This is a genomic window from Azonexus sp. R2A61, assembly GCF_021401135.1.
Taxonomy (GTDB): domain Bacteria; phylum Pseudomonadota; class Gammaproteobacteria; order Burkholderiales; family Rhodocyclaceae; genus Azonexus.
On record NZ_JACBFO010000003.1, the window covers coordinates 244,656 to 259,069 of the forward strand.

Genomic DNA, 14,414 nt, shown 5'->3' on the forward strand with positions numbered 1-14,414 from the left:
GAGAGAGGGCATGAAAGTCGAAACTTATTTGTTCGGTCAGATCGATGTTGCGCCGGAGAAGGTGATTTCCTTCCCGAAGGGGCTGGTCGGCTTCGAAAGCAACCGGCGTTTCACGTTGGCGCACGAAGAAGGCAAGGATGGCCCGGACAGCTTCACGCTGCAGTCGCTCGACGATCCGACACTGGCCTTCCAGATCATCGATCCGGCGGCACTCGGCTTCAATTACGAACTGGTGCTCAGCAACGAGGAAAGCGCGCTGCTGCAGGCACCGGCGCCGACGGATGTGGCAGTGATGCTGGTGCTGTTCAAGCAGGAAGAGGGCAAGCCGTCGGTGACGCCGAACCTGCGGGCGCCGCTGGTCATCAACCTGAAGGCGCGGATCGGCTTGCAGAAAGTCATGGAGGTGCTGCGGCCGAACATCACGCTGTCCAACCTGGCCAGCGCGGTCTGAGCCTGCGCTTCAACGGAAAGGGCCACGCCTGGTGCGTGGCCCTTTTCATTTGCCGCGGCAGCAGACCAGCGCGGCGTGATGGAGTTGCGGGATGCCGATCTGACGGGCCGTATCGATTTCCCCCATCGAGACGGCGCCGACCACGCGGTCGACCTCGCAGGCTTGTTCGAGCATGCTCAGTTCGCATTCGGCATCGCTCCCCAGGTGCTGGCGTCGGCCTGCGCAGTAAAAGGCGAGCAGCGTGTCGTGCGGTCCGGCATGGGGGCGCAGGCCTTCGGCCAGTTGCTCGATGCAGTGGCTTTCGGTGAGCGACGGCGCGCGCAGCAGCTTGAGCAGCGAATTGGCGGGAACTTCGCCGATGCATCTCAGGCTGCCATCGTCCTCGATGCACATCGGCATGCGGACGAGAACGTCGAGCGCGGAAATTTCGCCAAACGGGTAGTGGACCGCATGCTCGTAGAAGTTTTCTCGGGTCAGTTCGACACCGCGGTCGCGCAGCAGGATATCGCGATAGACCTCGAAAGGCGGTCGGCCTTCGATGTTGTCGATGCGGTTACCGGCGACCGAAACGGCCCGCAGCGGGTTTTCCGGCAAGGGGTAAGCGTGGCGGACGACCGGATGGCTTGCGGTCAACATCCCGAAAACCCCGTTTTTCAGACGGCGCTCGCCGTCGAACAGGCAGGTCGTCGGCTGGAAGTTGTCGTTGCCGGCATTGATGCCGGCGTAATGCACGCGTTTGCCGAGCGTCAGATAAAGGGCGTGCAGCATCGAACCGACATTGGGCAGCAGGCAATCGAAGATCAGGAAGAAGGTCGGCTTGCCTGGTGCGAAGGCCGTCAGCGCATGGCTGGCGGTTTCGGCCAGGGCCTGGACGGGGAGAACTCCGGGCGCTGTCGTATCGACCAGCACCCACGACGGGCGGCGGTCGAAGCGCAGCAGCAGCACGCCCCGGTCGACAAAACGCCGTTCGGCAATCAGCGCCGGAAAGACGGCGCCGCATAGCGGAATCCCCTGCGCGCGGCAGACTGCCTGTACCGCGTCGATGCGCTCGCCTTCGGCCGCCGGCAGCAGGGCCAGCACACCAAGTTCGGGGCGGTCGGCACGCCAGTCGGCGAGTGTCGGCGCCAGTTCGCGCCAGTCGTCCAGATAGCGTGCCGCGGAGAATTGCATGGCCGCTCAGATCGTCTGCAGCGTGTCGCGGTAGCGGCCTGCGTTATGCACGTAGTGTTCGGCCGATTTGAGCAGGCGGGCGAGCTCCTCGTCGGACAGCTCGCGCACCACCTTGCCGGGCGAGCCGACGATCAGGCAGCGGTCGGGGAAAACCTTGCCTTCCGGGATCAGCGTATTGGCGCCGACGATGCTGCCCTTGCCGATGACGGCGCGGTTGAGGATCACCGAGCCGATGCCGATCAGGCTGCCGTCGCCGACCGTGCAGCCGTGCAGCATGACCAGATGGCCGACGGTAACGTTGGCGCCGATGTGCATCGGCACGCCTTCGTCGGTGTGCAGCACCGAACCGTCCTGGATGTTGCTGTTGGCGCCGATGTGGATCGGGTCATTGTCGCCGCGCAGCGTGGCGTTCCACCAGATTGAGGTGTTTTCGGCCAGGCGCACGTCGCCGATCACGGTGGCGTTGGGCGCGATCCAGGCGGACGGGGCGATCAGCGGCGACTTGTCGCCGAGGCGGTAGGTGGGCATGGGGGTTTTCTCCGGTTTTTGCGGTCGACCGCGGGAATCAGCCGATTTTGCTGCCATTCTCGCGGTCGACCGCAAGTTTCTGCACGATCAGGCTGCCGATCATGTCGCCCTCGACATTGACCGCCGTACGCGTCGTATCGAGCAGGCGGTCGATCGGCAGCAGGATGGCGATTGCTTCGCTGGGCAGGCCGACCGATTCGAGCACCAGTACCATCGACAGCATGCCGACGCTGGGAATGCCCGGCGCGCCGATGGCGCCCAGCATGGCAACGAAAAAGACGATCAGCTGGCTGGCTAGATCGAGTTCGATGCCGGCCAGCCGGGCAACGAACAAGGCCGCCGCCGCCTCGTAGAGGGCGGTTCCGTCCATATTGACGGTGGCGCCGAGCGGCACGACGAAGCCGGCGATTTCCTTCTTCACGTGCAGATGCTGCTCGGTGCAGCGCAGCGTCACCGGCATCGTCGCCGAACTGGAACTGGTCGCGAAAGCGGTGATCAGCGCTTCGCGGGCGCCCTTGAAGAAGCGCCACGGCGTCATCCCGGTCAGCAGCCAGAGGATGCCCGGCAGCACCACGATCCCGTGGAACAGCGTGGTGCCGGTGACCACGGCGATGAAATGGCCGAGGCTTTCCAGCAGGTCGAGCTGCTGCGTGGCGACCAGCTGCAGCAGCAGCGCCGCCAGGCCGAGCGGCGCCAGACGCATGATCCAGCCGACCACGGTCAGGCACAATTCGAGCAGTTCCTCGAACAACCGGCGGAGGGTGCGGAAGCGTTCGCCGCCGACGACCAGCGCCACGCCGAGGAACAGCGCGATGACGACGATGGCCAGGATGTCGCCGCCGGCCAGGGCCTTGAACGGATTCTGGAACAGGCCGCGGAGGAACTGCGCGATGTAGTCGGGCAGCGGCATCTGGCGCGCCTGGTAGTGCTGCGTCGCTTCGGCGAACATCGCCAGATGCAGGCCCTCGCCGGGCCGGAACAGGTTGGCGGCGCCGAAGCCGATCAGGATGGCGAGCGTCGTCGTTGCCAGAAAGAACAGCAGCGTCGTCACCCAGACGCGGTGCATGCGCTGATGGGCTGCCAGCGCCGCCACTCCGGTGACGATGGAGGCAAAGACCAGCGGTACCAGCACCATGCGCAGCAGGTCGAGGAACAGGTTGCCGAGCAGTTTTGCCCCATATAGCGTCGTCGCCGCATGCGCCGCGCCCGGTGCCTGGGACAGCCAGAGTCCGGCAGTCACGCCGAGCAGGCAGCCGATCAGGATTTGCGTGTTCAGCGAGGGCAGTTTCATTGCAGGTGGAAGTCGGGGCGGTCTCCCCATTCTACCGGCAGGAAGCCCGGTCTGCCCCATCCGTCGCGGTTTTGCCGGAAATCGGCTGCGCCCGCGTGCTGGTCATTTACGGATAAAAAGCTTATTCTCCGCGAGGTTATAGGGGGGTGGTTGCTGCATGGCTGAGGGGATGACAAACGACAATGAATGGGTGCGCCGTTTGTTCGAGGCGTCGGCCGATCCTGCCTGGATCATCGTGGAGGACAGGTTCGTCGACTGCAACGATGCGGCGGTGCAGGCGCTCGGCTATCCCAGCCGCGAAGTGCTGCTGAATACCCATCCGTGGGTGTTGTCGCCGCCGTTTCAACCCGACGGGGAAAGCTCCGACGACAAGGCGGCGCGCCTGATTGCCGAAACGCGGGTCCGCGGTTTTCATTGTTTCGAGTGGATGCATCGTCGTTTCGACGGCAGCGATTTCCTGGTCGAGGTCACGCTGTCGCAGGCGAATCATCAGGGCGAACCGCTGATCGTCTGCATCTGGCGCGACCTTTCGGCACGCCGGGCGAAGGACGAGAAAATCCGCGAGTTGCTGGCCGAACAGCAGCTGATCTTCGACAACGCCAACGCCGGCATCCTGATTTCGCGCCAGCGCCGTGTCGTCCGTTGCAACCGGCGCTTTGCCGAAATGCTCGGTTACGACTCGCCGGATGAATTGCTCGGCCAGTGTTCGCGCATCTTCTACCGTTCCGACGAGGAGTTCGAGCAGTGCGGCGTGCAGGGGTATGGGCAGTTGCAGGCGCGCGGCCAGGCCTATTTCGAATGCCTCCTGCGGCGCAAGGACGGCAGCGATCTGTGGGTGGTCCAGTCCGGCAGCACGCTCGAGCACGGCGAGCGCGATGTGTTCGAAATGCCGACGATCTGGGTCTATACCGACGTCAGCTTGCAGAAACTTGCCGAACTGGCCCTGCGCCGCTCCGAAGAGAAATTCTCGAAAGCCTTCGATTTCTGCCCGCTGGCAGCATCCATCTCGACGCTGGACGACGGTCTGTTCCTCGAAGTGAATCAGGGCTACGAACGGCATTTCGGCTGGACACGCGCCGAACTGCTCGGCCGCAGCTCGGTTGCCGTCGGCCTGTGGCCGGACGGCAAGGCACGCGAAGCATGGCTGCAGGCCGTGCGGGCAGGGCAACGCCTGGATGATTACGAAGCCAGCTGGGTGCACAAATCCGGCGAGCGCCGGGTGGTGCACCTGTCCAGCGAAATATTCGAGCTGGAAGGGCGGGCCGTCATCCTGAACTACGTGACCGATGTCACCGCGCTCAAACTCGCCGAGCAGGACCTGCGCATCGCCGCCGCCGCCTTCGATTCGCAGGAAAGCATGATCGTCACCGATGCGCGCGGGATCATCCTGCGGGTTAACCGGGCCTTTACCGAAACCACCGGTTACAGCGCCGAAGACGTGATCGGCAAGACGCCGGCCGTGCTGCGTTCCGGCCGGCACGATGCGGTTTTCTACCAGGACATGTGGCGGACCATCGCCGAGCAGGGTAGCTGGCAGGGCGAAATCTGGGATCGCCGCAAGAACGGCGAAATCTATCCGAAATGGTTGACCATTTCGGCGGTGGCCGACGCCAGCGGTGTGGTGACGCATTATGTCGGGTCGCATTTCGACATCACCGAGCGCAAGCTGGCCGAAGAGCGGATCAATACGCTGGCCTTCTACGATCAACTGACCGGATTGCCCAACCGCACGCTGCTCTTCGACCGACTGAACCGGGCGCTGGCCCGGGCGCAGCGCCAGACCAATCACGGGGCCTTGCTGTTCATCGACCTGGATAATTTCAAGACGCTCAACGATACCCAGGGCCACGACATCGGCGACCGGCTGTTGAAGGAAGTGTCGCAACGCATCAAGACATGCATCCGCGAGGAAGACACCGCGGCGCGTATCGGCGGCGACGAATTCGTCGTCGTGCTCTCCGGCCTGGGCGGCGAACCCGACATTGCCGCCCGCAAGGCCGGCGTGATCGCCCGCAAGATATTGGCCGCGCTGGACCGCGATCACTGGATCGGCCAGCTGACGCACCGCAGTTCCGGCAGCATCGGCGTGACGCTGTTTCAGGAGCACAGCGTCAGTGCCGAGGAACTGATGCGTCAGGGTGACATGGCGATGTATCGGGCAAAGGCGGCCGGCCGCAATTCGATCTGTTTCTTCGATCCGGAGATGGAAGCGGCGGTGCGCATTAAGGCGGCGCTGGAGCAGGATTTGCGGCAGGCCATTGCGCAGGGCGGGTTCGTGCTGCATTACCAGGCCCAGGTGGGTTGTACGGGGGAAATCACCGGCGCCGAGGTCCTGGTCCGCTGGCCGCATCCGCGCGACGGCATGATTTCGCCGGCACGTTTCATTCCGCTGGCCGAGGAAATCCGCCAGATTGCACCGCTCGGCCTGTGGGTGCTGCGTTCGGCATGCCGGACGCTGGCCGAGTGGCGCAACGATCCGCGGCTGGGGCGGCTGACCATTGCGGTCAACGTCTCGGCCGGGCAATTTCTCGAGGCCGATTTCGTCGAGCAGGTGCTCGGCGTGCTGGCCGAATCCGGTGCCGACCCGCGGCAACTGAAACTGGAACTGACCGAGAGCCTGTTCGCCAGCGACATCGAATTGATCATCGACCGGATGCAGCGGCTCAAGCGCTGCGGCATCGGCTTCTCGCTCGACGACTTCGGTACCGGCTATTCCTCGCTGTCCTACCTGAAACGCTTGCCGATCGACCAATTGAAGATCGACCAATCGTTCGTGCGCGACGTGCTGACCGACGCCAACGATGCGGCGATTGCCCGCACCGTCATCGCACTCGGCCAGACGCTCGGCTGCGCGGTCATCGCCGAAGGGGTCGAGACGCTGGCTCAGCGCGATTTCCTGGCCGAACACGGTTGCCACGCCTACCAGGGCTATTACTTCGCCAAACCGGAACCGGTCGACGCCTTCGTCGGGCGCGTTCAGTCGGGCTGAGCCCTTGCCGTCCGGGGAGGGGCGCTGGCATCATGCGAGCTCCTCCCGGAGAGCGCAAAATTGCCCGACCTAAGCAAGTTGACCGCGGAACTGCTGGCCTTCCGCGATGCCCGCGACTGGCGCCAGTTCCACACCCTGCGTCACCTGATTTCATCGCTCAACCTGGAAGCTGCCGAACTGCTCGAGCTGACGCAATGGCGCAGCGACGAGGAGATCGAGGCGCTGCCGGCCGATGAACGGCTCGGCGAAGCGCTGCGCGACGAATGCGCCGACGTGCTGCTCTACCTGCTGCTGATCGCCGACCATGCCGGTATCGACCTGCTGGCCGCCGCGCATGAAAAGCTGCGCAAGAATGCGTTGAAATACCCGGTCGACCGCGCGCGCGGCTCGCGCGAAAAATACACCCGCTTGCATGTCCCGGCCGAAGGAGATCAGCCTTGAATCCGCTGGTCCTCGACATCTGGTCGCGTTATTTTCTCGACGACACGCACGGCGTCTTCCTGCTCTACGGCGATTACAGCTACGGCCTGGTGGCTCTGTCGCTGCTGGTGGCGATTGCCGCGTCGGTGGTCTCGTTTCAGCTGGCCGGGCTGGCACGTCTCGGTCAGGGCCGCCTGAATCGGCAGATCGCCCTGCTGACCGGGGCGCTGGTGCTCGGGGTCGGCATCTGGGCGATGCATTTCATCGGCATGCTGGCGTTCGAGATCTGCACGAGCGTCCGCTACGACCTGACCGGCACTTTCCTGTCGATGATCCCGGGGCTGCTGGCTTCGTGGATTGCCCTCAATGTGCTGGTGCGGCGCGAAATTACCTGGAAACTACTGGTGATCAGCGGCGTGCTGGTCGGCGCCGGCATCGGCAGCATGCATTATGCGGGGATGGCAGCGATGCGCATGGGGCCGCAACTGCGCTTCGATCCCGACTGGTTCGCCGCCTCCATCGTCGTGGCGGTGCTGCTGGCCATCCTCGCCTTGTGGATACGTTTCGGCCTGCGGCGCAGCAAACGCTTGTCGGGCGTGACGCGGATGCTGCTCGGCGGCACGGTCATGGGGCTGGCGATATCCGGCATGCACTACACCGGGATGGCGGCCGCCCGTTTCGTTGGCCTCGACGACCCGTACTACGTACAGGGCTCGAACGTCGATTACTACATGGCGTTCAATATCGCGCTGCTGACGGTGGTGGTGGCTGCCGCGGCGATGTCGGCCAACGGCCTGATGCGCTACCGCGAGCTTTTCCTGCGCATGCGGCAGCAGCAGTCGCGGACCCGGGCGATCGTCGAGACGGCGGTCGACGGCATCATCACGATCGACGCGCAAGGCATCATCCAGGATGTCAATCGCGCCGCCGAGACGATGTTCGGCTGGCCGGCCCGGGACATGCTCGGCAACAACATCAGCATGCTGATGCCGGAGCCCGACCGTTCGCGTCACGACGGCTATCTGGCCCGTTATCTTCAGGAGGGCGACGCCCGCATCATCGGCATCGGCCGCGAAGTCACCGGTCTGCGGCGCGATGGCAGCCTGATGCCGATGCGGCTGGCCATCGGCCGGGTCGAGACCCGCGGTGAGCCGTTGTTCGTCGGTTTCGTCACCGACATCAGCCAGCGCCACGCGATGGAGCAGGCACTGCGCCAGGCCAAGGAACGGGCCGAAATGGCGGCCGAGGCGAAGAGCAGCTTCCTGGCCAACATCAGCCATGAAATCCGTACGCCGATGAATGCCATCCTCGGTTTCACCGATCTGGTGCTGGCCTCGAAACTGGCCGACGATCAGCGCAAGCACCTGAGTACGGTGCGCCAGTCGGCGCGCAGCCTGCTGAGTCTGATCAACGATGTGCTCGACACCGCCAAGCTGGAGAAAGGGGCGGTCGAGCTGGAGGCCAGCGATTTCTCGCTGCGCGAACTGTGTCGCCAGACGCTGGCGTCGCTCCGTCTGTCGGCCGATGCGAAAGGGCTGTTCCTGAGCAGCGAGTACGACGAACGGCTCGGCGAATTCTTCGTCGGCGATCCCCTGCGCATCCAGCAGGTCCTGATCAACCTGGTCGGCAACGCCATCAAATTCACCACGCGCGGCAGCGTGCTGGTTCGGGTCGATCCGGGCGAGCAGGGGAGCGGCGTGACGATCTCCATCGTCGATACCGGCATCGGCATTCCCGCCGACCGCATCCAGCGCATCTTCGATCCCTTTGCCCAGGCTGACGCGTCCACCACCCGGCGTTTCGGCGGCACCGGCCTCGGTACGACCATCGCTCGCCAGCTGACCGAGTTGATGGGCGGAAAGATCACCGTCGAGAGCCAGTTGGGCAAGGGCAGTACCTTCCGCGTATTCCTGCCGCTCAACCCCGGCAAGCCGGTGGCGCGCGAAGTGGCCGAAAAGCGGATCGAGTTGCCGCCGCTGCGCATCCTGATCGCGGATGACGTGCCGCAGAACCTCGAATTGCTCGACATCAACCTGGCTCGGGCCGGACACAAGGTTTTCAAGGCGGCAGACGGACGCCAGGCGCTGGCAGCGATTGCCGCGGAGGCGCTGGACATCGTGCTGATGGATGTCCAGATGCCGGAAATGGACGGTTTGCAGGCCACCCGCCAGCTGCGCGACGACGAGCGCCAATCCGGGCGCCCGCATCTGCCGGTGATCGCGCTGACGGCGTCGGTGCTGGAAGAGGATTACCACGCGGCGCGGGCGGCCGGTATGGATGGGTTCGCCGCCAAGCCGGTCGATCTGCCCGCGCTCTACCGCGAAATTGCCCGTGTACTCGGCCTGCATCTCGAGCCTGTCGAGATTGCCGAACGCCTGAAGCCGGTGGCCGACGGTGTCGACTGGTCGCGTGGCCTCGACCTGTGGGGCGATGAGGCGGCGTATCGCTCGGCGCTGCTGCGTTTCCACGAGAGCTGTCCGGCCAGCCAGGCGGCGCTGGTGCAGGCCGTGGCGATCGGCGATTTCGCCAGTGCGGCGGCGGTCGCCCATCGCTTGCAGGGGGCGGCGGGCAACCTGGCGCTGCCGACGGTGCAGGCCACCTGCAGCCGTCTCGAAGCCGCGCTCAAGGCCGGGCGCATCGAGCAGGTCGGCAGCCTGATCGATACCTTGCAGTCGGCGGTGATCCGCGCCTATCCGGGGCAAGCGGAAGCGGGCGTCGAAGCCGTCGAGGACAGTGCCGGCGAGGTCAGCGTCGATACCGAGCGCCTGCATCCGCTGCTGGCCGACCTGGCCGAAGCGCTGGCGCGTGGCGAACTGCCCGACGAACTGAGCAGCGAACTGTTGGCCCTGTTGCCTGTCGGATGGAGCGGTGACCTGAGGCGGGCCCTGGACGATTTCGATTTTGCCGGGGCTGCGATACAGATCGAACGATTGACCGAACGCCTCAACGAAAAGAAAGCTGTCTGATGAATGCGCCCCTCGATTTGCGTCCCGCCGTTCTGCTCGTCGATGACGAGCCGGTCAACCTGCAGGTGTTGCGCCATGTCCTGCAGGACGACTTCCGGCTGCTCTTCGCCCGCGACGGCCACAAGGCGATCGAACTGGCGGCCGCCCAGCAGCCGTCGCTGATCCTGCTCGACGTGATGATGCCGGGCATGCACGGCTACGATGTCTGCCGGGCCCTCAAGCAGCGTGCCGACACCGAACGCATTCCGGTGATCTTCGTCACCGCGCTGACCGACAGCGACGAGGAGTCGCATGGTTTCGAGGTCGGTGCGGTCGACTACATCACCAAGCCGATCAGCCCGCCGGTGGTGCGCGCCCGCGTGCGCACGCACCTGTCGCTGGTGCGTGTGGACGAACTGCTGGAAACCCGGCTGCAGGTCATCCAGCGCCTGGGTCGGGCGGCGGAATACAAGGACAACGAAACCGGCCTGCACGTCGTGCGGATGAGCCACTATTCGCGGGTGCTGGCGCTGGCGGCGGGGCTTGGCGAGCGGTTTGCCGAGAAAATCCTGCACGCTTCGCCGATGCACGATATCGGCAAGATCGGCATTCCCGATGCCATCCTGCAGAAACCCGGCAAGCTGGATGCCGACGAGTGGGCGGTGATGCGCCGGCATCCGGAAATCGGTGCCGAGATCATCGGCGACGACCGTTCGCCGTTGCTGCAGATGGCCCGCCGGGTGGCGCTCAACCATCACGAGAAATGGGATGGCAGCGGCTATCCGGCCGGCCTGCGCGGCGAGGACATTCCGGTCGAGGCGCGCATCGTCGCACTGGCCGACGTGTTTGACGCGCTGACCTCGATCCGCCCCTACAAGCGGCCGTGGACGGTTGAGGACGCGGTGGCCCTGATTCGCCAGGAAGCCGGTTCGCATTTCGATCCGCAGCTGGCCGGCCGTTTCATCGAGCAATTGCCCGAATTGCTGAAGATCAAGACGCGCTGGGAAGAAACCGGGGACGACGCTGTTGCCTGAACACTGTACTGCTGCGGTCGACCGGGATTTTTATCAAAATCTGCCGGCCTCGCCGTCTTTCGAGGCGGCGGTCGAAACCGAGGGCCACGCCGATTTGCCGGACAGCTGGTGGGTGGTGGTCGCCGACGTCGAGGATTCGACGACGGCGATCCAGGCCGGCGCCTATAAACACGTCAATACCGTCGGCGTGGCGGCGATCGCCGCCGTCAGCAACATCGAGCGCTCGTTGAGCCTGCCTTTCCTGTTCGGCGGAGATGGCGCCGTACTGGCCATTCCCGATTGCCTGAAAGCGGCAGCGGTGGTCGCCTTGCGCGGGGCGCAGCGAATGGCGAGCGATGCCTTCGGCTTGCGTCTGCGGGTCGGTCTGGTGCGGGTTGGCGAACTGCGTGCCGGCGATTACTGGGTGCGCTTGGGCAAGGTCAGCCTGTCGCCGACGGTCGATCAGCCAGTGTTTTCCGGCCGCGGCTGGCAGCGGGCCGAATGGCTGGTCAAGCAGGACGACGACCGCCAGGCGTTGATCGTCCGTCCGGACGAAGGTCCGGCCGAGGCCAGTTTCGAAGGCTTCGAGTGTCGCTGGCAGAACGTTCCGTCCTTCCGCGGCGACAAGCTGTCGCTGATCGTCGTTGCCACGGCGACCGACCCGGCCGAGAACCGGGCCACTTACCATCGGGTCATCGCACGGATCAACGAGGTTTTCGGCGATCTGCAGGCACATCATCCGCTGCGCGCCGACGGATTGCAGTTGAGCTTTTCCCCGACCCAGTTGTCGGGCCAGACCCGCCTGCGTACGGTCAACCGCGCCTGGTACGCAAAAACCGCCTACCTGTTGCGCACCCTGCTGCAGAATGTCGCCGGCTGGTTGTTGTTCCGCTTCAACCGGGATACAAAAGCGGTGCGCTGGAGCGGTTACCGCCAGGAACTGGTGGCCAATACCGATTTCCGCAAATTCGACGGGGCCCTGCGCATGGTCGTCGATGCCAGCGACGAGCAGATCAAATTGCTCGAGGGCTGGCTGGATTGGGAGTATGCCGCGGGCCGGCTGGCCTGGGGCAGTCATCGTTCCGGCGAAGCGCTGATCACCTGCCTGATCGAGTCCTATGCAGGTCGCCACGTGCATTTCGTCGATGGCAGCGACGGCGGCTATGCGCTGGCCGCCCGCCAGGTCAAGGCGCGGCTCAAGGAACTGGCGGCGCGTCGCTGAGCGTCAGGCTTCCTGGCTTTCCAGCACGTAACGCGCGCCGCTGTCCTGGCCGAGCAGCGACACCAGGGTCGGCAGCGTGTCGTGCAGCGTCTTTTCCAGCGTCCACGGCGGGTTGATGACGAACATCCCGCTGCCATGCATGCCGAAGCCGTCGCCGGACGGCGAACGGACTTCCAGCGTGGCCAGCAGCCAGCTGCGCACGCCGAGCCGCTTCAGGCGATCCGGCAGTTCGCGCGATTCGAGCTTGGGCAGCATCGGGAACCACAGCGCGTAGGTGCCGGTGGCGAAGCGCTTCAGCGCCTCCTGCAAGGCCTTGATCACCGCCGTGTAATCGGCGCGGGTCTCGTAGGACGGGTCGATCAGCACCAGGCCGCGGCGCGGCGGCGGCGGCAGGATCGCCTTCAGGCCGGCAAAGCCGTCGCCTTCGGTGATCGCCACCTGGCGGCCGGCGCCCTGAAAGCATTCCTGCAGCAGTCGGGCATCGGTGCCGTGCATTTCGTAGAGGCGCAGGCGGTCGCTGTCGCGCAGCACCTGGCGGGCCAGCCATGGAGAACCGGGATAGTGACGCAACTGGCCGTCCGGGTTGAGTTCGCGGACGAAATCGACGTAATCGGCGAGCGCCGGCGGCAGCCCTTTGGCCTGCCACAGCTTGCCGATGCCGTCCTTCCATTCGGCCAGCTTGCTGGCATGCACCGAATCCAGCGTGTAGCGGCCGGCGCCGGCGTGCGTGTCGACGATCCAGAACGGTGCCGGCTTGTCGCCCAGGTAATGGCCGATCTGCAGCAGGATCAGGTGTTTCAGCACGTCGGCGTGATTGCCGGCGTGGTAGGCATGGCGGTAGCTGAGCATCGGGATTCAGTCGGACTTGGGGTCGAGGGCGACGAATTCTAGCCCGTCGTTGGCATCGATGCATTTGCCGATGCGTTTTTCCAGCGGTCGGCCGGGCAGCCCGATGCGTACCGCTTGCCCGGCCGGCAGCCTTCCGGGTGGCAGGATCAGGCCGGGAAACTTGCCGTAGGCCGGCAGGCGGTGCAGGAAGATGGCGCGGCAGACGGTTTTTTCGCCAGTTGTCACGTCGACCGCACTAACCTGCGGCGACAGCATCTGCAGGCCGATCTCCAGCCGGCTGCCGATGGTGGCGATGCGGCGCACCAGACAGACGTGCACCTTGCTCGATTCGCGCGGCTGCAAGGCCACGATGTCGCCGACGCCGACCTGCCATTTCTCGCCCTTGATGAAGCGCAGCAGAAAACCGTCCGGGCTTTCGTCGATCAGCGACCATTCGCTGGGCGCCAGCGTGTCGTCGCGCTGGTGCGCCGCATCCAGCGAGCGGCGGGTGTAGGCGAGGCCGTCGAGGAAGGCGATCACCCGGTCGAGGCCGACCACCAGATCGGCCCGCGGCCGGAAACGGGTGCGCGAGAAACGGCGGGCACTGCGCCCGGCCAGCGCGACACGCAGCGCCTGCAAGACGGCCGGCGGCGCATCGAGGCGGTTGCCTGCCGGCTCGCCGGCGTGGCCGGCAATGCTGTGGTCGAGGGCATCCAGCACTGCCGAGCCGTCGACCAGATAGCTGCCGAATACCGGTGTGCCGGCGGGCAGGCGGCCCAGTGCATGGCCTGCTGATCCGTTTTCCGGATTGACCAGAAAGCGGTGTTCGGCCGGCGCTTCGCTCAGATTGTCGGCCGTGGTCTGCGCCAGCCGCGCCTGCGGCGCCAGTCGGCGGGCACAGTCGAGCGCCGTGTCGAGGTCGCTGCGGTGCAGGCGCGCCGGTTCGAACCAGGCGAACAGCAGAATGCTGCAATAGGCGTTGCGGATGCCGTCCAGGTTTTCCGGAAAGTGCGCTGCCGCGCTGCCGTAGAGCTTGTGCGCCAGCAACCAGGACGACGGCGACGGCTGGGCATAGGCGCGGTAGGCCAGCAGGTGGCGGCGGCCGATCGCTTCCAGCGCCCGCTCGGCGGCGCGCTGGAACAGGTTGCCCTGGGCCTGGGCGCGGGAACTGCGCGCAATCTGCCGGGCCAGCGCATGGTAGCCCTGGGCCAGGGCCTTCAGGAAATTGTCGATGTGCAGCGCGCTGGTCGTCGCATCGAGCGGCAAGGGGAGGACCGAGCGGGTCAGCGCGATTTCCAGTTCGGGCAGCACCTGTTCGGCGGTCTGGCGGATTTCTTCCAGGCGTTTCAGGCGCATGTGCAGATTCGTCTCGCGCCCGGCCTCGGGCAGCGCTTCGCCGGTCAGCCGTTCGAGCGTGGCCAGCGGGCCGAGGCCGGTGAGGATGTCGTGCAGTGAGACGGCGGGTTCGTCCGGCTTGAAGCTGAGCAGGTCGCGCAGGCGGCGAAGAGGGGAGTTCATGATCATCGGGATGTCATTGAGTCGCGGGATTATCGGCGA

The 14,414-nt window shown here is 65.3% G+C and carries 11 protein-coding genes; 6 read left to right on the forward strand and 5 right to left on the reverse strand.

Annotated features, from left to right (window positions below):
• Positions 1 to 10 precede the first annotated feature (10 nt).
• Entirely contained in the window at positions 11 to 451 is a 441-nt protein-coding gene (gene fliW, locus L0962_RS10910; protein WP_234086460.1) for a flagellar assembly protein FliW, read from the forward strand.
• Between the two features lie 45 nt (positions 452 to 496).
• Here fliW and L0962_RS10915 read toward each other — a convergent pair whose 3' ends face one another.
• The 3 genes from L0962_RS10915 to L0962_RS10925 are packed head-to-tail and all read right to left on the reverse strand — an operon-like array spanning position 497 to position 3,440.
• Positions 497 to 1,621 (reverse strand): FIST C-terminal domain-containing protein, encoded by a 1,125-nt coding sequence (locus tag L0962_RS10915; RefSeq protein ID WP_234086461.1) that lies wholly within the window; start codon positions 1,619 to 1,621, stop codon positions 497 to 499.
• 6 nt (positions 1,622 to 1,627) lie between these two features.
• Positions 1,628 to 2,149 carry a gamma carbonic anhydrase family protein gene (locus L0962_RS10920; RefSeq protein WP_234086462.1) on the reverse strand — a complete coding sequence of 174 codons (522 nt, stop codon included), beginning with the start codon at positions 2,147 to 2,149 and terminating at the stop codon, positions 1,628 to 1,630.
• Between the two features lie 37 nt (positions 2,150 to 2,186).
• On the reverse strand, positions 2,187 to 3,440 hold the full coding sequence (locus tag L0962_RS10925) for a dicarboxylate/amino acid:cation symporter (protein ID WP_234086463.1): 1,254 nt from the start codon (positions 3,438 to 3,440) through the stop codon (positions 2,187 to 2,189).
• A 169-nt stretch (positions 3,441 to 3,609) separates the two neighbouring features.
• Between L0962_RS10925 and L0962_RS10930 the strand changes: the two genes are divergently transcribed.
• Genes L0962_RS10930 through L0962_RS10950 form a run of 5 tightly spaced genes read left to right on the forward strand, consistent with a single transcriptional unit; the run spans position 3,610 to position 12,029 of the window.
• A complete protein-coding gene (locus L0962_RS10930; RefSeq protein ID WP_234086464.1) occupies positions 3,610 to 6,429 on the forward strand; it encodes a bifunctional diguanylate cyclase/phosphodiesterase in 2,820 nt (939 codons plus the stop codon).
• Positions 6,430 to 6,489: 60 nt separating this feature from the next.
• Complete coding sequence (locus tag L0962_RS10935) at positions 6,490 to 6,870, forward strand: nucleotide pyrophosphohydrolase (protein ID WP_234086465.1); 381 nt, start codon at positions 6,490 to 6,492, stop codon at positions 6,868 to 6,870.
• The gene (locus L0962_RS10940) at positions 6,867 to 9,815 is read left to right on the forward strand and encodes an MHYT domain-containing protein (protein ID WP_234086466.1); all 2,949 of its coding nucleotides are present in this window, start codon (positions 6,867 to 6,869) and stop codon (positions 9,813 to 9,815) included. The genes L0962_RS10935 and L0962_RS10940 overlap by 4 nt, the downstream gene beginning before the upstream one ends.
• The gene (locus L0962_RS10945) at positions 9,815 to 10,828 is read left to right on the forward strand and encodes an HD-GYP domain-containing protein (RefSeq protein WP_234086467.1); all 1,014 of its coding nucleotides are present in this window, start codon (positions 9,815 to 9,817) and stop codon (positions 10,826 to 10,828) included. The genes L0962_RS10940 and L0962_RS10945 overlap by 1 nt, the downstream gene beginning before the upstream one ends.
• On the forward strand, positions 10,821 to 12,029 hold the full coding sequence (locus L0962_RS10950; protein WP_234086468.1) for a DUF3095 domain-containing protein: 1,209 nt from the start codon (positions 10,821 to 10,823) through the stop codon (positions 12,027 to 12,029). Before L0962_RS10945 ends, L0962_RS10950 begins: the two co-directional genes overlap by 8 nt.
• Before the next feature lie 3 nt (positions 12,030 to 12,032).
• Here L0962_RS10950 and L0962_RS10955 read toward each other — a convergent pair whose 3' ends face one another.
• On the reverse strand, positions 12,033 to 12,878 hold the full coding sequence (locus L0962_RS10955) for a 23S rRNA (adenine(2030)-N(6))-methyltransferase RlmJ (protein WP_234086469.1): 846 nt from the start codon (positions 12,876 to 12,878) through the stop codon (positions 12,033 to 12,035).
• Between the two features lie 6 nt (positions 12,879 to 12,884).
• The gene (locus L0962_RS10960; protein WP_234086470.1) at positions 12,885 to 14,375 is read right to left on the reverse strand and encodes a hypothetical protein; all 1,491 of its coding nucleotides are present in this window, start codon (positions 14,373 to 14,375) and stop codon (positions 12,885 to 12,887) included.
• Between the last annotated feature and the right edge of the window lie 39 nt (positions 14,376 to 14,414).